Here is a 17426-nt window from a genome sequence, read left to right as displayed (position 1 = left end):
CTCCATTTATTTTGCAATACCGCTTTGAAGCCGCACTTTATATCCTTTTATATCAGACACATAACCTAAAGGCAGATTCAGATTATTTCCATCTGAATCAATTATAACGTAATCTATTCATTAACAAAGAAGATATAAGTATAATTTATTCTAAGACAAATCAAAGAACAACAGATAGGATGCCATTACTATATGCTAAAATTATTTTTCTATAATTCCATTGGAACAAAAAAAGCCAAAACACTCCGCAAACAGGAACTCAAACAAAGCAATAGAATGCTCAGATATCAAAATGTCTATTTCACGGTAAAGTTTGTCCTCTTAAATAAAAAACAGGTTGAGTTCAATCTGTTACCAATATACATTTGCTCCAATAATTTAATATTAAATAAAAAAAAATGGAAACAAACAATGAAAAAGTGATTTACACAGGTGTAACTCACACAACAGGTGGTAGAACAGGTGAATCTAAAAGTTCTGATGGTCAATTAGATATTACACTTTCATCTCCAGGAAGCAATCGTCCAGGAACAAATCCAGAGCAATTATTTGCAGCTGGTTGGTCAGCATGTTTTATCGGTGCTATGGGAAAAACTGCCGCCAGTTTAAATGTAAAATTGCCTACAGATCATTATGTAAACACTGAGATTGACTTAGTATTAACCAATGATGGTTATGAATTACAAGCCCGTTTGAATGTAAGCTTACCCGGATTAGATCCAGAGGTGGCTCAAAGTATCGTTGATGGTGCTCACCAAGTATGTCCTTATTCAAAAGCTACACGTGGTAACATCAAGGTTACAATTAACTTAATTTAGTATTAGTTAAAAAATGAAGACCTCAATAAGACAACAACAACAACTGTGGTTTAAAAAGTATGTGACTTTTTCATTAGCTGCCGCAGCCATATTTATGGGAACCACAAAAATTGATGCACAGGAAAAATTAGTTAAGAATATTGTGATTGTACACGGTCACTATTTAGACTCCTCGGGTTGGAAAGGAGTTTATTCCATACTCACTAAAAAAGGCTATCACGTTACCTTGGTACAAAACCCGTTGACATCCTTAAAAGATGATGTAGCAGCAACCAACAATATTTTAGACAATCAAGACGGACCAGCGATTCTAGTTGGACATTCTTGGGGTGGAACTGTGATTACGGAAGCAGGCATGCATTCAAAAGTAGCAGGTTTAGTTTACGTGACTGGGTTTATGCCCGATAAAGGCCAAACCACTAGACAATTGGCAAAAACATTTCCCAAACCTCCTGAGATGAGAACCGAAGCTCCTGACAATGGCGGATTTGTATTTTATGACAGAAGTACCTTTAGAGCTGGTGTGGCGGGTGATTTAAGTAAGGAGGATGCCGATTTTATGAATGCTTCTCAAATACCAATCCACAAAGATTGCTTCGATACTCCCCTAGCTTCTGCTGCCTGGAGGACAAAACCAAGTTATGGGATTTTGACTCTCAACGACCGAACCATTAATCCGGATCTTCAAAGAAGTATGTATAAAAATGCAAAAGTGGAAGTTACCGAATTAAAAGCTGGTTATGTCTCATATATTTCACAACCACAATCAGTTGCCGACGTAATCATCAAGGCATCATTACAAAAATAAGTTGGATTAATAGTTATTTTTAATTTGTTTATTTAGGTTGAAAGCCGTTCTTTATAGGAGCGGCTTTTGTTTGTGAAATAAAATGATACTTTTAAAAATTTAACATTGCACTACTATCAAAACAAAAACGACAGACAGAAAATAACACTATCTATTTTCCATCCAATGCAAAAAGTTACTTGATCTTTCCTTGTTTATTAAAAGTCTTTCTTCAGTTGGTATGATTAGCTTCACGTACAATTTTCGGGCAAAATATGGCTCTATTTCCTTAATTGCACTAAAATTAATAATATATTGTCGGTTTAGTCGGTAAAACATGGAAGGCGATAACATTGAATAAATTTGATCCAGTGATTGGTTAAGCGGGTATTCTTGCTTATCAAGACAAACGATATTAACCATCTCATTTTTGATGCAAAAATAAGCTATTGTATCAGTTTGAACTGTAATGTACTTGTTATGCTTAAATACCAAAAAACTCTTCTTTCCACCTTGTGGCTCCAGTCTACTCAACAAAGTTCCAATATCAGGTACAAGATTTTGTTGAAAATAGTTTTTAAGTTGATCCACTTTTTCAAAAGCGACTTCTATATCTTCCTTTGAAAAGGGCTTTAGTATATAATCAATCCCGTTGGCCTTAAAAGCTTCTAGAGAATATTCATTATAGGCAGTACAAAAAATAACTGGGCAATTGATAGCTACACTTTTAAAAATATCAAAAGAAAGTCCATCTGCCAATTGAATATCCATAAAGATAAGATTGGGCATCTCATTTTCGGAAAGAAACTTTATTGCACTTTCCACACTTTGAATTTGAGACAAAATTTTCGCGTTGGGTCTTACGGCGGCTATCATTGTTGTTAATGACTTTGCAGCTTTCAGTTCATCTTCAATGATTAGAATGTTCATATATTATGGGTAGTTTTATAGCGAATGTATAATTCGCATCGGTTATTTCTATCTTTTTGTTAGCCAAATGAATATATCGTTGGTTTATATTTTCTAAGCCAATACCCGTTGAAGCTTCTGAATTGGCTTTAAGCCGAATTCCATTTTCAATAACAATAAAATCACGTTCACTATATATTTTTATCAGCAATGGTTTGTCTAGCGATACCACGTTATGCTTGACACAATTCTCAATTAATAATTGTAACGTAAAAGGGGGAATCAATGAATTCATATACTTTTCTTCAACAGTAATAGTCAAATCAATGCCTGCTTCAAATCGGCTTTTAAGTAAAAACATATAAGCATTAACAATCTGCAATTCCTCACCTAACCTAATCAAGTCAAGTTTTCGGCTTTCAAGCGTAAACCTATAAAAATCCGAAAGCTTTAAAATAAACTCTACCGAGTGTTCATCATTCGTTTCCACCATTGATTTTAAAGTGTTCAAACTATTAAACAAAAAATGCGGATTGATTTGTTGTTTCAATAACTCATATTGGGCACCCAGATTAATGGATTTAGAACGTTCAAATGCGACTCCAACTTGCTGATTATAGTGACTTTGATAAAGTATTTGCAAAAACATATAAAATATAAGATTAATAAATACCCCTCGAACTTCAAACATTAACATAGCAGGACCAAATTCCAAATAAGGAAGTAGTAACTGTTGCAAATAGGATAGTGCCAGCATAACACCAATCCCAAAGAGTAAGTTCCATAAAAGTCTTAAAGCTGATACTCCTTTCGAATCATTCCTTTTATATGTTTTGGGAAGCATATAAATATTAAGATACCAAACAAAAAGGGCAAACAAAAAGGTAATAAATGAATTAACCAATGCTTCTTCAGGTTTTATATGTAGTTCTGCTATTTTAGGAACTGATGACAAAAGTCCAATAGCTAAAGAACTGCTCCAAATAAGCCAAGGTGATACTTTAAAGGGTTGGTTGTTCATAAAAATTCTTAATTTAAATTTTAAAAAGACCTAGTTAAAGGTCTGATTTATTCCGCTATCTTTTATCCTTTTCGCATATTTTATAGCCTTGGATATATTTTATGAAGCAAATTTTAAATGAGATATAAAATGGTATTTCATTTTGAATGTGCTTAAATAATTTAAAATAAAGATTTGGTATAGTGTTTTTAATACTATACCAAATCAAAAATTAGAATTAAGCTTCAATCAATTAATATCTCAGTGATGATTTATTTATTTGAAATAATAACTATTGATTGCATTAATTTATTTTAGAAAGTAGTTTAGATGCTACTTCTTCTGAAGACTGTGGATTTTGTCCCGACAGTAATAAACCGTCTTCTAGTACGTAAGAACTCCAATCGGCTCCTTTAGAATAGTTTGCTCCACGCTCTTTCAATTTATCTTCCAATAAAAATGGAACTACTTTGGTTAATTCAACAGCTTGTTCTTCAGTGTTACTAAAGGCAGTTATTTTTTTTCCTGCAATCAAGTATTTTCCTTCTTTATCTTTAACATTTACCAAAGCTGCAGGAGCATGACATACAAAAGCAATCGGTTTGCTATTATTGTAAAAATCCTGAATGAGTTTTATTGAGTTCTTATCTGTTGAAAGGTCCCACATTGGGCCATGTCCTCCTGGATAGAATACTGCTTTAAAGTCCTGTTGTTTTACACCCTCAAGTTTTACGGTAGTACTCAATGCTTTTTGAGCATTTATATCTCCATAAAATCGTTTAGTTGATGGTGTTTGAAATGATGGATCGGTACTTTTTGGATCAATAGGAGCCTGCCCTCCTTTTGGGGTAGCAATTACTACTTCAATCCCTTTATCTAAAAAGTAATAATAAGGTGTTGCAAATTCTTCAATCCATGAACCTGTTAGTTTCCCTGTATCACCTAATTTATCGTGAGATGTTAAAACAAAAAGGATTTTTGTTTTAGTGTTTTTTTGTGCATATGTTGCAAAACTTAGTATTGCAAAAACTGCAATTAACAATGATTTCATTATATTTTTCATTTTATTTATTTTTTGTACTTCTTTACCCAATAAAGTATTGGATAAAGAAGCTTGTACTACAATTGTTTTAATTAATTAAGATTATGGCCAGCAGCTTTGCCTCCATCAACATTTATAACTGTTCCGGTAATGAAATTACTTTTGGCAACGGTATAAACCATTTCTGCAACATCGTCAATTTCACCTACACGATTTAATAGATGTAAGCCAGCATTTTGATCTGCTTTATCGCCATGCATAGGAGTACGGATTACACCTGGTGCAACTGTATTCACTCTAATGTTTTGTTTTCCAAATTCGGCTGCTAATTGTACTGTTAGTGCATGAATAGCCCCTTTACTTGCAACTGGTGCAGTAGCAGGCCATCCACCCAGTCCATGAGTTACAAGTGGAGTCCCAATATTAATTACAACACCATCTTTTTGCTTCAACATTTGAGGGATTGCAGCTTGAGTAGTAAAAAAAACTCCTTTTAAATTGGTTGTCAAAAATTTATCAAGGTATGCCTCATCAACTTCCAAAAATGGTTTACTGTCAAAGATTCCTGCGTTATTCACAAGTACGTCCACAGTACCAAATCTTTCAACAGCTAAGGCAACCAATTGTTCTCCTGTACGTTTATCGCTTACGTCACCGGCAAGCATTGCCAAATTATCCCCTGCGCCAAATTCATTGTATGCTTTTTCCAGTGAAGTTGGAGTAAATGAGTTGATTACTACATTGTCTCCTCTGTCCAAAAAATATTTGGCTATTCCTTTACCGATACCTGATGCTGCACCGGTAACGATTATTGTTTGTTTTTTCATAATTATTTATTTTTTATCGGCTGTAATGCCTTTTTCTCTTAATACTGATACTTGTTCTCCTGCGTAACCCCAATTATCCAATTCAATTTCGTTGATCACCACATGGGTCAGGTGTGGGTCTTTGTTCAATACTTCTGTAATCAGATTGGTAACCCCACTGATTAGTTGCTGTTTTTGCTCGCGGGTAACTCCTTCACGAGTCAAATCAATTTTTACAAATGGCATGTCTTTAATTTTTAAAAAGTTTTGTTTATGCTACTTTTGCAGTTACATTCACATCAAGTTCAAAATCATTGTAGATTAGCGTATCGCCTAAATCTTTAAAGAAATTACCTGAACGGAATTTAATGTCATACTTGGTACGGTCAACGATAAGTTTACCTACTAAGTTTAAGGTGTCTTCGCTGCTATTGACAATTGCATCAAATCCTGCAGCGTGAGTAATCCCTTTGATGGTCAAGTTACCTTCAAAATGGTATTGATTACCCGATTGTGGTTTTGCTGATACAATTTCAAAAGTAGCCGTTGGGAATTTTTCAATTGAGAAAAAATCATCCGAGGCAAGGTGACCTGCAAATTGCGTATTCGTAGCCGAATCAGTTACATCCAAAATTACGAGTGTGGACATATCAATGATGACTTGCCCTCCAGTAACCTGTTTATCAGTAAGCAAGAAAGAACCTTCCTTTACTTCAATAGTCCCGTTATGTGCTCCAGTTACTTTTCTTCCAATCCAATCGATACGACTTTGTGCGTTTGCGATTTCAAATTTTTCTGTTTTCATTTTTTTTTTGCTTTAAAATTATAGTGCAAAGTAAAAACAGAAACAGAAGTCGGTTACGTGATCTACATCACATTCTAAAAAAGGTAATAATGAGAAGCATAAAATCTACTCAAGATTTCTCTGAAAACTTACAAATAGCCAGCAATTAGGTGTTTAAGAATAAAAAATTAATAATTGTGGATATAGCAACAAAAGTTCCTCGCAGTACTTTTTCGCATCAATATTTATAAAGGATAAAAGTCTTTTCTGGTAAATAACATATCCTTTATTAGTGCACCAGCGAAAAAAAACACTTGTTGCAGTTCAATACAAAGTTATTACTGTTCGATAAGCAAAGTACTTCAACATTTGTTTTAGAATCTAGATCTGATTTTCTAATTGATAAAAAAGCTTTTAAGCAACGAGAAAGTATAAAATATTCACAATCAACTTTATCACCGGCACTTATATCAGTCTGTCCCTTTTTAAAAGACATACTTTTAAAATGAGAAAATAAATAATAGAACAGTTCATCAGTTAGTAATGCAGTCTTGTCAATGTGCTCTTGTAATAGTTCTTTGGACAATTCGTCATAAGCTTACAATACATCCAATTATTGAGCTATTTCAACACTCCCAAAATAATATTATTAGTCTTTAAAAAAGACTCTACACAAAAGAACAAAATTACACATATATCAATATAATTCATTTGTTTACAATCAGTATAAGGTAATATTTAACAACGTATTTGTCGTAAAAAGCACGCAAATACAATTATATATAAATAGTACTCAATATCACTGAATTTTGTATTAATACAATTCATATATATTTAACAAAAAAAATATCGGAACAAAATCCCGATATTTTTTCATGCAATTAAGTCTTTTTATTTAAAGCTGATTTCACTTAGATCAATTGATACCAACAAAGGTTCAGGAAATAGTGGTGTGTTGTCTTCCAGTCTTACATATACTTTTCTTTTGGTCGCTATTTTAATACCCTGCACGTCTATATAATTCGACAAGTAATGTGCAGCAGTGGCTCCGCCTGCAATATCTACATTGTAATCATGTCTTTTTATAAGACCGTCTTTATCTATATAAAAGGTTTGAACAGAACTATGTGTAGCTACCTCATCAGGAAAAGTTACCTGAAGTCTTCGAAATACTTCTCCGTTTTCTTCCCAAGGTTCCAATTCTTTTAGTTTGTAACCTGCATCGCCAAAATTAAAGGGAGCATTAAAATAGGTCCACATAGCATATCCGGTAAAATACGCCAGCTGAAGTTGACTCCATGGTGTTTCTGTAGTGTACCCAGCAAATGAATCTCTGGGATTTGACAGTTCTTCAACAACCTCTCCTTTACTATTCTTGATGGCAACATGTTTTGGTGTAAATGCAGTATGCCAGTCTTTATTAAGAAAAGGGCGGTGCGAAGTAAATTGCTTATTTGTGTGAGAAGTGACATAAATATCATCGACCGATCCTGGGTGTCCTACCATTGACCAAAGTACCCCATCGCACATAAGTCGTGCTGTGACAGTTTCAAACTTGTTGAAATTCTCGAGACCGCCATGAGCATTAATTGTAAAATCTAATAAATCATTCATCTTGTTTAATTTTTTTAATTAATTATGTTTTTTTTATAAGCTATATATTGTTAGCGTTTCATCTTTTCAATCATGAGCAAGACCTAATTTACGCCTCATTTATTTCTAAATAAATAGGACACTAATTTTTGCACTTTAGGCCCAACAAAAAGAATGACAGGTACAATTAGGACGTAAGCCATTCCCCAGGATTTGATCCATCTTGCTAAAAATTTTTCGGTAAAACCAACATTTATGCTAATTAGCGTAAAAGAAATAAGGCCAGTGGTAATAATGCCCATAATAAAAGCGGCTGCAATTCTTTGTTTCATGACTTTGTGTAATTATAATATTTATTCAAATAGGGTTACTATTCAATTTATTACTTATTTAAAATTGGTTCTGCTCCCCGAAATAAGGAGCAAAAACAATCATCAAAACAATCTTAGATAATTAGATAAGATTATACTCGGTTTTAACATTACCACGTATCGCTTTTGAATAAGGACAGGTTTGTGCTGCGCCTTCAATAATGCTTTTAGCCACATCAGAATCTAATCCCGGTAAGCTTATATTTAAACGTGCCTGTAGCGAATAGCCATCATTGCTTGATACTAAGTCAACCTCAGCACTCACGGAATGGTCCGCAGGAAGTTTTACATTTAAATTGGCAGCCGCTTTCCCCATTGCTCCAATAAAGCATGCTGACCAGCCAGCAGCAAATAATTGTTCCGGATTTGTCCCGGGTCTATTGCTCCCAGGAGATGAAAGTATTATGTCTAATTGACCATCAGAACTTTTAGATTCACCTGTTCTTCCTCCCGTTGTGTGCGTTACTGCTGTGTAAAGCACTTTTGCATTGTTTGTTTCCATTTTTAAGTGTATTAAAATTAATATTTGTTTTATAAATTGTTTTATTTTTTCATAACTAGTAGAGGCTTCCCTTTCACAACAATATACGTCGCCAGCTCGGCACCTTTAACCTTTCCTACATTCTTGGCGGAATGGTTCTTTCCTGCCGGGATGAAGAGTACATCTCCGGCTTTGAGATCTACCGGTTGTTCACCCTCGACCTCGTACTCCAACAATCCTTCCAGAACATAGATCACTTCTTCACCTGGGTGAGAATGCATTCCGAAGGCAGTACCCGGTTCAAAGTCAATGCGAGCCTGAACAGTTTCGTATCCAGAAACACTAATATCGTGTCGCTGAAGATCTGTACGTTTTATTCCGGACTGTTGTGCTAAAGCATCATTTGGGAACAGTAGTGCGCCAATACCCATGACAATAATGGCAATCAGCAATATTTTTTTTCTCTTTTTCATATGTTCTATTTATTGTGGTAATAGAAGGGCAACTAATATATGTTGCCCTTCGTATGGATTAGCGCAGTGATTTAAATGCCAGGCGCAATTCTTGTGTAAATAATTGTGGTTGCTCCCATGCTGCAAAATGCCCCCCTTTATCCACTTCATGGAAGTAAATCAGATTATTAAAAGCACGACGGGCCCATGATTGCGGAGATGTAAATACATCCTCAGGAAATACTGTAATAGCAACCGGCAACTTGATTTGATCGGTTTTCATTGAACCTGCGCTAACAATTTCTTTGTTTCTGTTTTCCCAGTAAATTCGGGCTGAGGAAGTTCCAGAGTTGGTTAACCAATAAAGTGTAATATCATCCAATACCTCATCTTTTGTTAGAGACTGTTTAGGATCATTTCCGTAAGACCAATTAGAAAAACCAGGATGCAAAAGAAGCCATGAAGCAAGAGCAACTGGAGAGTCGTTCATACCGTAACCAATCGCTTGTGGACGTGAAGTCATTGTTGATTTATAGGTAAAATTTCCCTCTTTGATCGATTTACTAAGGTGATCGAAAGCTGCTTTTTCCTGAGGAGAAAACCCTTCTGGTGCTATTCCGCTTCCTAGTGCTTTACCTGCTTCTGCAGGTAATGTTGCAGGTAAATTGCTGTGGATACCCAATAATCCTTCAGGAGCCTGCAATGCCATTGAATTAACTACTCCAGCACCCCAATCTCCACCTTGAGCAACGTAATGTTTATATCCAAGACGATTTACTAATACTGCCCAAGCTTTTCCTATTCGGTCTACATCCCATCCTGCTTCAGTTGGTTTTCCTGAAAAACCAAAACCTGGCAATGAAGGTATGATAACATCAAAAGCATCTTCTGCTTTTCCACCATAAGCTACTGGATCAGTTAGTGGCCCAATGACTTTAATAAATTCAAATATTGAACCCGGCCATCCATGTGTTAATATAAGTGGCATAGCGTTAGGCACTTTAGAACGAACATGGATGAAGTGAATATCCACTCCGTCTATCTTAGTTATAAATTGAGGGTATGCATTTAGTTTTGCTTCTGCTTTTCTCCAATCATAATTGGTGCACCAATATTGCACCAAACCTTGCAATTTAGAAAGTTGTACACCTTGTGACTGGTCAGCAACAGTTTCTTTACTAGGCCATTTTGTGGCCAATACACGTTCCCGTAGATCTTTCAAATCTGTATTAGAAATAGCAACCCGATAAGGGCGGATAGCCTCATCATTTTTTACATCCGCTTTTTTTGATCCTCCTTGCGCCGCAGCAACAGTTAACTGTAATGCTAACACCCCAGTCCATAAAGCACGACCCATAATATTTCTTGAATTTTTCATTTTTTTATTTCTTTTTTTCTTTTAATTTTTATTCTTTATTCTTCTGCTCATTATTACTCTTTCAAAACTTGATTTTGAACTGTAGCTGGCTCTGTATAAACTAAACGTTCGTGTACGTGAGCAGTTGGTGTACGGTCTATAAGCAAACTCAACAACTCAGGACGACTATAATGACCACTGGCATCCATTAATCTTTTACGCGCATCTATCTGTGCAAAATCAATATCAGCAATAACTTCACCTTCGCCATCTTTAATTGGTTCTCCAATAAGTTGACCATCTGGACCAACAATGGCAGTAAAACAACCACCTGATATGGGACCAATTGGACCTCCAGTATCTGATGCTATTTGTGCCAATTGATCTTTATCCAACCAACCTGTTGCAACAACCACGAAACAAGCTGATTCAAGAGCGTGTTGGCGAACGTTAATTTCTGTCTGCTCGCTGTGCAAAGGACCCAAAAAAGACCCGGGATACATCGCTGAGTGAATCTGTTCACCATCGGCGATAAGTGCATAACGGAATAATGGATTGTAATGTTCCCAACAGGCCAACTGTCCAATGCGTCCGACAGCACTGTCAACAGCACGTAGACCGGATGCATCACCCTGCCCCCAAATCATTCTTTCGTGATAGGTTGGCGTTAATTTGCGTCGACGCTGAATAAGTGTTCCATCTGCATCAAATAGTAGTTGTGTGTTATAAATTGTTCCTCCGTCACGTTCGTTTACACCAATCGATACCACCATGTTTGCTTCTTTAGCTGCCTTACCAATAGCATCGGTGTCGGCAGATGGTACAGTAACTGATTCTTCCAATAATCGCAGATGTTCTTTCGCCATTGCATATGGAGCCTGAACAAAAGAGAAATAAGGATAATAGGGTATAATTGTTTCAGGAAAAGTGGCATATTGCACTCCTTTTTTTCCTAGCTCACGAATCTTGTTTACCACCTTTTCAACAGTACCTTCTCTACTGTATAATACTGGACTGATTTGTACAGCGGCAACTTTAACCACTCTACTAGTTTCTGATTTTTTGATATTTTCCATTGTTTCTTTTTTTAATGATTTATTATTTTATTATGTGTCAAAATTAATGCTCCATAAAAGTCTATGCTACTAATAAATAAGGGAATAGGACAAAATGGGAGCTGAAGTGGACAATGTTGAAAGTCAAATTTTTCTGTATGTCCTTAATCTGAAAAATTCTTTATTTGTTTTAATGTTTTTTATCAATAGCTAGAAAAAGCTATCAATTTGACAAACAGTCTTGGGGAAACTGGTATTCATTTAAAACCTAGATAAAAACCCTAATATTTGGGCTTTATAATTTATTATTTGGTAGCACTAATAGCCAAATTAATTAACCTAAATCTGTTAAAAGCCATGAAAATAAGGCAGATAAGCATGATTAGTGAAATATTTGCAAATCCTAGCAATAACTGGCTTTTTACAGCATATAAATTTACAAATCCATAGCTGAATATTGAGCTTACCATATATGTACCACCGCCAGTAAGACCACTTGCCACTCCTGCATTTTTAGAAAAACGACTTAGACAATACCCATAAATGTTATTAAAAATAAAACCTCCACAGACGTTGATTCCCATTGTGAAGCCTATCAAAGTATAAATATTACTTTCTATCGAAGCTGTAAAAATCATAAGTAAAACCAAAATAACTTGTACAGAAACCGCAATAGTTACTTTCTTTCCTAAAGGTTTATGAATAAGAGATTTGGAAATAATCCCTCCAGTCATAACGGATAGTCCTGATAATAAAGAACTATAGCCTGTAGTAATTGCTGAATACCCAAATACACGTTCTACGATAAAAGGACTTGATAGACTATAAACTACAACAAGACCAAAGCATATGCCAAGAATTAATAATCCCAACGTAAAATCACCTGATTTTAGCATACCGGAGTAGGTTTTTGCTATAGATTTTAATTTAAAAGGATGATAATACTTTATAGATTCGCCACTATATAAAAGTTCTAAAATCAGAAAAAGTAATGATAACCCACCGAGGAAATAGAAGTTGGATCTCCAGTCAAAATTACTTTGCAAGTATCCTCCTAAAAACGGCGCCATTATAGGTGCGCAAGCCCAAATTATAGAGAATATACTAATATAATTTTTTAATTTTTCACCCGAATAAAGATCTACAAAATAAGCACGTTTAGCGACTACAATAAATGCAATTGCAATTCCTTGAATAATTCGCATAGCATATATCACATAAATATTGGGAACAAAAGCAATAATGAAGCTTGTAACCGAAAATACCGCCAGTGACGCAATACTAATTTTAAAGCGTCCGAAGCTATCCAATATACTCCCGATGAAAATCTGGCTAACTCCTAAACTGAACATAAAGAAGACAAGCGAAAGTTGAATGGCAGATGGTGAAACATGCAGATCCTTAGCCATGGAGGGAAGTGACGGTAAATAAATATCTGTTGCAAATCCCGATAACGGAATAAGTGCCAAGGCCAATATGGTACTAAAGCCTTGATGATTTTCTTTTAAATTTTTCATTTTTTTTTATAGTAACAATTAATAAAAAAGACCGATTGGTCTTAAAATAATCAAAAAAAAACTACAGTAAATATGTGTCAAATTCAGTTTTGATACTCTCTAAAATAATTTTCATTTGGTCATTACTTCCTAGAACTTTTCTACATAAAATAGCTCCTTCAATCGTAGCGAAAACTTTTATGCCAAAATGTTCCGCATTTACTTTTGGTGATAATTCCTGACTCTCAATACCATTCTCTATTATATTAAAAAATCTTTTTTGAGCGGAACAAATAGCATTTTTTACGTGTTCTTTCATAGCTGGATTTGTATCATCAGCTTCCGCTCCAAAATTTAAAATAGGACAACCATCTACAGTATTTTTATCATTTGCATACACATCCAACAAATTATAAAACTTTACCTTGGCCGATTTACCTTCCAATACAGCTTTATCTAACTTATTGGCCAATTGAGATCTTAGATATAAAAATGATTTCATACAAATCTCTTCTTTGTTCTCAAAGTTGCCATAAATACCGCCTTTGGCCAGTTTAGTAGCCTCCATAATATCACTCAAAGAAGTTCCAGCCATCCCCTTTCTGTTAATTATAGGAGCGGATGTTTCAATTATGAATTGTCTAGTGCGTTCTGCTTTACTCATAACTTTCAATTTTAAAATGCAAATATAGACCGTTCGGTCTTAATCGCAATCATTTTAACTTTTTTTTTAAATGTCAACATGACAAGGACTTATTTGATTTTTGTTCTTATGCCTTTAAATCATTAAAGTAAGCTGAGGTTTCCTCAATTAAAGAACGCATTAACTCATTAGCTTTTGTGTGTTTTAAGATTGGCGCTATTTGGCCGCCCCAAAACAATATCATATCCCATTTTTGCTGATCAAGTGCTGCTTTTCGCAATGGCGAGATAAAAGTCGTCTGCAATGGAAATGGCAGCACATTAGCTTCTTTGCCTATAATTTCCTTAGCAATTCTGCTGATTATTCCCCGGCCGAGTCTTCCTGTGTATGCCCGTGACAATGTGGTATATTTTGCTGCATCAGAAAACAACATTTGTTTATGAATTGGCAAAGCATTTGACTCATCACAAGCTAAAAAAGCTGTTCCTATTTGAGCTGCACTTGCTCCTAAAGCTAAAGCTGCTGCAACGCCTTTTCCATTGGCAATTCCACCAGCTGCAATAACCGGAATTTTTACTTTTTCCCGAATTAATTGCAATAAAACAAAAGTTCCTGTTAAAGAAGATTCTGCCGATGCTAAGAAGGAAGGTCGATGACCACCAGCTTCAAAACCTGACGCGATAATCATATCTACTCCTGAATTTTCCAAAAAAATAGCTTCATCCAAAGTTGTTGCCGCACCAACGGTCACAATACCCATTTTTTTGCATTGCTCTAAAACATCCGCAGAAGGGACGCCAAACATAAAACTGAACACTTTTGGACGAACATCCAAAATCACTTCCAACTGATTTTCAAATCTGGATTGGAATGATGCTGGTTTCTCCGGCAAAGGAATACCGACTTCATCAAAATAAGGTTTAAAAACCTCTTTAGCTTTGTTGTACTGCTCATCCGTTAGACCGTTTGGATCCATATCCGAATCAGATACCCACAGGTTTAAGTTATAAGGTTTATTAGTTGCTGCTTTTATTTGCCTGTCTGCCTCATAAATTTCCTGCGGACTCATTGTATACGCTCCATAACCGCCAAGACCTCCTGCATTGGAAACCGCTGCCGTTAATTCTACTGATGACAAATTACCTCCAAATGGTCCTTGAAGTATTGGATACTGGATTCCTAACAACGCTGAAGCTTTTGTATTGTACCACATGATATATCATTTTAGTTTATCTACTTATATCTGACAACATTTTATTGACAATGAGCCATTTACCATTAATCTTATGAAAAGATAAAAAATCTCGATAATTAAAGTCATACATTTTGACATTAATCTCCGCAATCGCAATTGAATTTACGACTTTTATGTTCAAAATTTCCCCTTTAAAAGGTTTTCCAGAATCTTTCGGACTCTGTCTGTTTTTTACACCATCTAAATAAACATCTACTGTTTTAAAATATGGTTGCCCTTTTACGTCGCCATAAACTAATGTTCCGGGATTAAAAATACTCCCTAACAGTATTACATCTCCTTCATAAATTCCTTTAAAATAATAGTTTTCTACTGCGTCTGTGATGGCTAATACATCTTCTTGTTGATTTTCCATTTTGATATTATTTTGTGCTTTAAGTCCTGATGTTACACAGGACATTAAAGCTATTAGTATTGCAAATTTTTTCATCTTAATTTAAATTATGCCCAGCTTCACTGATCAATTCAATTTTTACGTAAGGCATCGCTTTAGTTTTTAGATTGTTCTGAGAATATGGCTTCGGCAGTAACATTAAAATCCAACTCAAAATTGTTGTAAATCAGTGTATCTCCCAAATCTTTAAAGAAATTACCAGAACGGAATTTGATATCATATTTTGTACGATCAATGATCAGTTTTCCATTAAGAGAAATTATATTTCTATTATTCTCTACTTCTGCTTCAAACCCAACAAGATGTGTAATACCTTTTATAGTAAGGTTTCCTTCAAGATAATAAGCGCTGTTTGACAACTCTTTTGCAGTAAAAATATCAAAAGATGCTGTAGGGAATTTTTCGATAGAGAAAAAATCATCAGAGGCGAGATGACCTGCAAATTGCGCATTTGTATCTGAATCTGCTATATCCAATATTTTAATGGTTGCTGTATCGATAACAACAATTCCACTTTTCAACTTTCCATCGTTTAGGATGAAATTACCTTCTTTGATACCAATTGTACCATTATGTGCACCGGTTACTTTTCTGCCAGTCCAATCGACGCTGCTGTTTGAGCTTACGATTTTAAAATTCATTGTTTCCATTTTTATTGTATTTAAAAGTACAATACAAAGGAACGGTGGATATAGAAATTGGTTACGTGACCTACATCACATTCTGATTTGGGTTAATGTGAGGCATAAAGCCGACTTAAGGTTTCTCTAGAAACTCCTAAATAAGCCGCAATCAAATGCTTTGGAACAAGATTGTATAATTGTGGATATAATGCCAAAAGTTCTTCATAGCGAACTTTTACATTATTATTCATAAAAGATAATAATCGTTTCTGGGAGGCGATATATCCTTTATTGGTTCGCCAGCGGAAAAAATGCTCCACTTGATGAAACTCCTTGCAAAGTTTTTCACGATCATTGTTAGAAAGACAAAGCACTTCGGCATCAGTAATACAGTCAATACTTATTGTTGCAGGAGTCTGATTATATAAAGCAGTATAATCTGAAGTCCACCAAGTTGGCATAGCAAACTGTAATATGTACATTTTGACTTCATCATTAATAAAAAAAGCTTTCAAACAACCTGAAATCACAAAATACTCACACTCTACTTTATCCCCTTCACTAAGAACAGCTTGTCCTTTTTTAAAAGACTGAGGTTTAAAATGAGAAAATATATAATCGAATTCTTCTTCTGTAAGTGAAGCCGTTTTGGCTATATGTTCTTGCAATAATAATTTGGCTTCCATCATTTAATTTGAATAAATACTGGCTTAATTTTCAAAAAAATCAAATTAAATTCATAACCCGATTTAATCTTAATAAACCTTTGTAAAGTTATAAAATCAAATGAACTTATTGATTATCTATTTTGAATTCAAATTATCCGATTCAATATGATTTCAATATAATTTTGAAAACTTCTGACGCAATTTTGTCCATAAAATAATCAAATTTAAATTGCAGAACATTACACACTTTGTAACAAAAGGAAAATCAAATATTAAAAAGTTTTGTAACAAATATTTACTAAATATGAGACAAGTAAACAGATTGCATACACCAAACAAATTTATGATGGGATGCTGTTAAATTATTCCAAACCAAACTATGATATGTATTATTAGAAAAATGATTTTAAGGTATTCAAATTAGCATTTATCATAAATATAGGCGCCAAAACATCATAATCCGGATGCTTCTCGGAAATTGTTTTTCCATCCTGGATAAAATGACTTTATTTGCAAAAAGCAATGTTTTTAAGCTTTCTTTCCCCTGATGAGAAATATGGACCGCCAAAGGAAAACCTTCAGGCGTTTCATTTTCATTCGTGAATAATTTTATCTCTATAGTCATATGCGAAAAATATGCAATTTCATATCAAAATTACGTGATTTATCTCGGTAAATGGGATCAAGAACAAAACCTGGGGAGGAAATGTCAAAATAAAATAAGAGCTTTGTAATCTAAGAATTAGAGATGACTCCTATAGACCTTTTAAAATTTATGCTACCTGATTTTTTAGTAGATCACTTTGAAGTGATTTCCGCTACTAACACAGAAGAAATATTACACTTGTATTTTGAGGAGAAAATCAAACCTCCACAAGAGTTTAATGCATTT

Annotated in this window: 20 protein-coding genes; 2 read left to right on the top strand and 18 right to left on the bottom strand. The window is 34.6% G+C overall.

Annotated elements, in window-relative coordinates:
• Window positions 1–398: 398 nt before the first annotated feature.
• Complete coding sequence (locus AC1DY0_RS16905; protein WP_477189761.1) at window positions 399–818, top strand: organic hydroperoxide resistance protein; 420 nt, start codon at window positions 399–401, stop codon at window positions 816–818.
• A 13-nt stretch (window positions 819–831) separates the two neighbouring features.
• Window positions 832–1626: an alpha/beta hydrolase gene (locus tag AC1DY0_RS16900; RefSeq protein ID WP_477189760.1), complete on the top strand. Its 795-nt coding sequence runs from the start codon at window positions 832–834 to the stop codon at window positions 1624–1626.
• A gap of 147 nt (window positions 1627–1773) precedes the next feature.
• On the opposite strand, the gene AC1DY0_RS16895 is transcribed toward AC1DY0_RS16900, so the two are convergent.
• From AC1DY0_RS16895 to AC1DY0_RS16810, 18 genes are all read right to left on the bottom strand, one after another.
• Window positions 1774–2535: a LytR/AlgR family response regulator transcription factor gene (locus tag AC1DY0_RS16895; RefSeq protein ID WP_477189759.1), complete on the bottom strand. Its 762-nt coding sequence runs from the start codon at window positions 2533–2535 to the stop codon at window positions 1774–1776.
• Entirely contained in the window at window positions 2516–3535 is a 1020-nt protein-coding gene (locus AC1DY0_RS16890; RefSeq protein ID WP_477189758.1) for a sensor histidine kinase, read from the bottom strand. Before AC1DY0_RS16890 ends, AC1DY0_RS16895 begins: the two co-directional genes overlap by 20 nt.
• Window positions 3536–3818: 283 nt before the next feature.
• Window positions 3819–4577 carry a type 1 glutamine amidotransferase domain-containing protein gene (locus AC1DY0_RS16885; RefSeq protein WP_477189757.1) on the bottom strand — a complete coding sequence of 253 codons (759 nt, stop codon included), beginning with the start codon at window positions 4575–4577 and terminating at the stop codon, window positions 3819–3821.
• A gap of 71 nt (window positions 4578–4648) precedes the next feature.
• Complete coding sequence (locus AC1DY0_RS16880; RefSeq protein WP_477189756.1) at window positions 4649–5383, bottom strand: SDR family NAD(P)-dependent oxidoreductase; 735 nt, start codon at window positions 5381–5383, stop codon at window positions 4649–4651.
• 6 nt (window positions 5384–5389) lie between these two features.
• Complete coding sequence (locus AC1DY0_RS16875) at window positions 5390–5608, bottom strand: tautomerase family protein (RefSeq protein WP_477189755.1); 219 nt, start codon at window positions 5606–5608, stop codon at window positions 5390–5392.
• Window positions 5609–5633: 25 nt separating this feature from the next.
• The gene (locus tag AC1DY0_RS16870; RefSeq protein WP_477189754.1) at window positions 5634–6167 is read right to left on the bottom strand and encodes a YceI family protein; all 534 of its coding nucleotides are present in this window, start codon (window positions 6165–6167) and stop codon (window positions 5634–5636) included.
• Between the two features lie 870 nt (window positions 6168–7037).
• Window positions 7038–7760 (bottom strand): hypothetical protein, encoded by a 723-nt coding sequence (locus tag AC1DY0_RS16865; protein WP_477189753.1) that lies wholly within the window; start codon window positions 7758–7760, stop codon window positions 7038–7040.
• A 95-nt stretch (window positions 7761–7855) separates the two neighbouring features.
• Complete coding sequence (locus AC1DY0_RS16860) at window positions 7856–8071, bottom strand: DUF2798 domain-containing protein (RefSeq protein WP_477189752.1); 216 nt, start codon at window positions 8069–8071, stop codon at window positions 7856–7858.
• 121 nt (window positions 8072–8192) lie between these two features.
• On the bottom strand, window positions 8193–8612 hold the full coding sequence (locus tag AC1DY0_RS16855) for an organic hydroperoxide resistance protein (protein ID WP_477189751.1): 420 nt from the start codon (window positions 8610–8612) through the stop codon (window positions 8193–8195).
• A gap of 41 nt (window positions 8613–8653) precedes the next feature.
• Window positions 8654–9064, bottom strand: coding sequence for a cupin domain-containing protein (locus AC1DY0_RS16850; RefSeq protein WP_477189750.1), 411 nt, complete (start codon window positions 9062–9064; stop codon window positions 8654–8656).
• A 58-nt stretch (window positions 9065–9122) separates the two neighbouring features.
• Window positions 9123–10421 carry an epoxide hydrolase family protein gene (locus AC1DY0_RS16845; RefSeq protein ID WP_477189749.1) on the bottom strand — a complete coding sequence of 433 codons (1299 nt, stop codon included), beginning with the start codon at window positions 10419–10421 and terminating at the stop codon, window positions 9123–9125.
• Between the two features lie 53 nt (window positions 10422–10474).
• Window positions 10475–11476 (bottom strand): nitrilase-related carbon-nitrogen hydrolase, encoded by a 1002-nt coding sequence (locus AC1DY0_RS16840; RefSeq protein WP_477189748.1) that lies wholly within the window; start codon window positions 11474–11476, stop codon window positions 10475–10477.
• Between the two features lie 284 nt (window positions 11477–11760).
• Entirely contained in the window at window positions 11761–12972 is a 1212-nt protein-coding gene (locus AC1DY0_RS16835) for an MFS transporter (protein WP_477189747.1), read from the bottom strand.
• A gap of 61 nt (window positions 12973–13033) precedes the next feature.
• A complete protein-coding gene (locus AC1DY0_RS16830) occupies window positions 13034–13615 on the bottom strand; it encodes a TetR/AcrR family transcriptional regulator (RefSeq protein ID WP_477189746.1) in 582 nt (193 codons plus the stop codon).
• A 106-nt stretch (window positions 13616–13721) separates the two neighbouring features.
• Entirely contained in the window at window positions 13722–14807 is a 1086-nt protein-coding gene (locus tag AC1DY0_RS16825; protein WP_477189745.1) for an NAD(P)H-dependent flavin oxidoreductase, read from the bottom strand.
• 16 nt (window positions 14808–14823) lie between these two features.
• Window positions 14824–15204, bottom strand: coding sequence for a nuclear transport factor 2 family protein (locus AC1DY0_RS16820; protein WP_477189744.1), 381 nt, complete (start codon window positions 15202–15204; stop codon window positions 14824–14826).
• Window positions 15205–15338: 134 nt separating this feature from the next.
• Window positions 15339–15884 carry a YceI family protein gene (locus AC1DY0_RS16815; protein ID WP_477189743.1) on the bottom strand — a complete coding sequence of 182 codons (546 nt, stop codon included), beginning with the start codon at window positions 15882–15884 and terminating at the stop codon, window positions 15339–15341.
• 92 nt (window positions 15885–15976) lie between these two features.
• On the bottom strand, window positions 15977–16555 hold the full coding sequence (locus AC1DY0_RS16810; RefSeq protein WP_477189742.1) for a Crp/Fnr family transcriptional regulator: 579 nt from the start codon (window positions 16553–16555) through the stop codon (window positions 15977–15979).
• Window positions 16556–17426 lie beyond the last annotated feature (871 nt).

The sequence above is a fragment of the Flavobacterium sp. P1_E4 genome, assembly GCF_056405915.1.
This window is presented reverse-complemented; position numbering and strand designations above follow the sequence as displayed.

Excerpts from the sequence above, each read along its gene's own strand:
- AC1DY0_RS16895 (WP_477189759.1), bottom strand. The coding sequence starts at position 2,535 with ATGAACATTCTAATCATTGAAGATGAACTGAAAGCTGCAAAGTCATTA.
- AC1DY0_RS16905 (WP_477189761.1), top strand. The coding sequence starts at position 399 with ATGGAAACAAACAATGAAAAAGTGATTTACACAGGTGTAACTCACACA.
- AC1DY0_RS16815 (WP_477189743.1), bottom strand. The coding sequence starts at position 15,884 with ATGAATTTTAAAATCGTAAGCTCAAACAGCAGCGTCGATTGGACTGGC.
- AC1DY0_RS16825 (WP_477189745.1), bottom strand. The coding sequence starts at position 14,807 with ATGTGGTACAATACAAAAGCTTCAGCGTTGTTAGGAATCCAGTATCCA.
- AC1DY0_RS16830 (WP_477189746.1), bottom strand. The coding sequence starts at position 13,615 with ATGAGTAAAGCAGAACGCACTAGACAATTCATAATTGAAACATCCGCT.
- AC1DY0_RS16890 (WP_477189758.1), bottom strand. The coding sequence starts at position 3,535 with ATGAACAACCAACCCTTTAAAGTATCACCTTGGCTTATTTGGAGCAGT.
- AC1DY0_RS16840 (WP_477189748.1), bottom strand. The coding sequence starts at position 11,476 with ATGGAAAATATCAAAAAATCAGAAACTAGTAGAGTGGTTAAAGTTGCC.
- AC1DY0_RS16885 (WP_477189757.1), bottom strand. The coding sequence starts at position 4,577 with ATGAAAAATATAATGAAATCATTGTTAATTGCAGTTTTTGCAATACTA.
- AC1DY0_RS16820 (WP_477189744.1), bottom strand. The coding sequence starts at position 15,204 with ATGGAAAATCAACAAGAAGATGTATTAGCCATCACAGACGCAGTAGAA.
- AC1DY0_RS16810 (WP_477189742.1), bottom strand. The coding sequence starts at position 16,555 with ATGATGGAAGCCAAATTATTATTGCAAGAACATATAGCCAAAACGGCT.
- AC1DY0_RS16875 (WP_477189755.1), bottom strand. The coding sequence starts at position 5,608 with ATGCCATTTGTAAAAATTGATTTGACTCGTGAAGGAGTTACCCGCGAG.
- AC1DY0_RS16855 (WP_477189751.1), bottom strand. The coding sequence starts at position 8,612 with ATGGAAACAAACAATGCAAAAGTGCTTTACACAGCAGTAACGCACACA.
- AC1DY0_RS16845 (WP_477189749.1), bottom strand. The coding sequence starts at position 10,421 with ATGAAAAATTCAAGAAATATTATGGGTCGTGCTTTATGGACTGGGGTG.
- AC1DY0_RS16865 (WP_477189753.1), bottom strand. The coding sequence starts at position 7,760 with ATGAATGATTTATTAGATTTTACAATTAATGCTCATGGCGGTCTCGAG.
- AC1DY0_RS16900 (WP_477189760.1), top strand. The coding sequence starts at position 832 with ATGAAGACCTCAATAAGACAACAACAACAACTGTGGTTTAAAAAGTAT.
- AC1DY0_RS16860 (WP_477189752.1), bottom strand. The coding sequence starts at position 8,071 with ATGAAACAAAGAATTGCAGCCGCTTTTATTATGGGCATTATTACCACT.
- AC1DY0_RS16850 (WP_477189750.1), bottom strand. The coding sequence starts at position 9,064 with ATGAAAAAGAGAAAAAAAATATTGCTGATTGCCATTATTGTCATGGGT.
- AC1DY0_RS16880 (WP_477189756.1), bottom strand. The coding sequence starts at position 5,383 with ATGAAAAAACAAACAATAATCGTTACCGGTGCAGCATCAGGTATCGGT.
- AC1DY0_RS16835 (WP_477189747.1), bottom strand. The coding sequence starts at position 12,972 with ATGAAAAATTTAAAAGAAAATCATCAAGGCTTTAGTACCATATTGGCC.
- AC1DY0_RS16870 (WP_477189754.1), bottom strand. The coding sequence starts at position 6,167 with ATGAAAACAGAAAAATTTGAAATCGCAAACGCACAAAGTCGTATCGAT.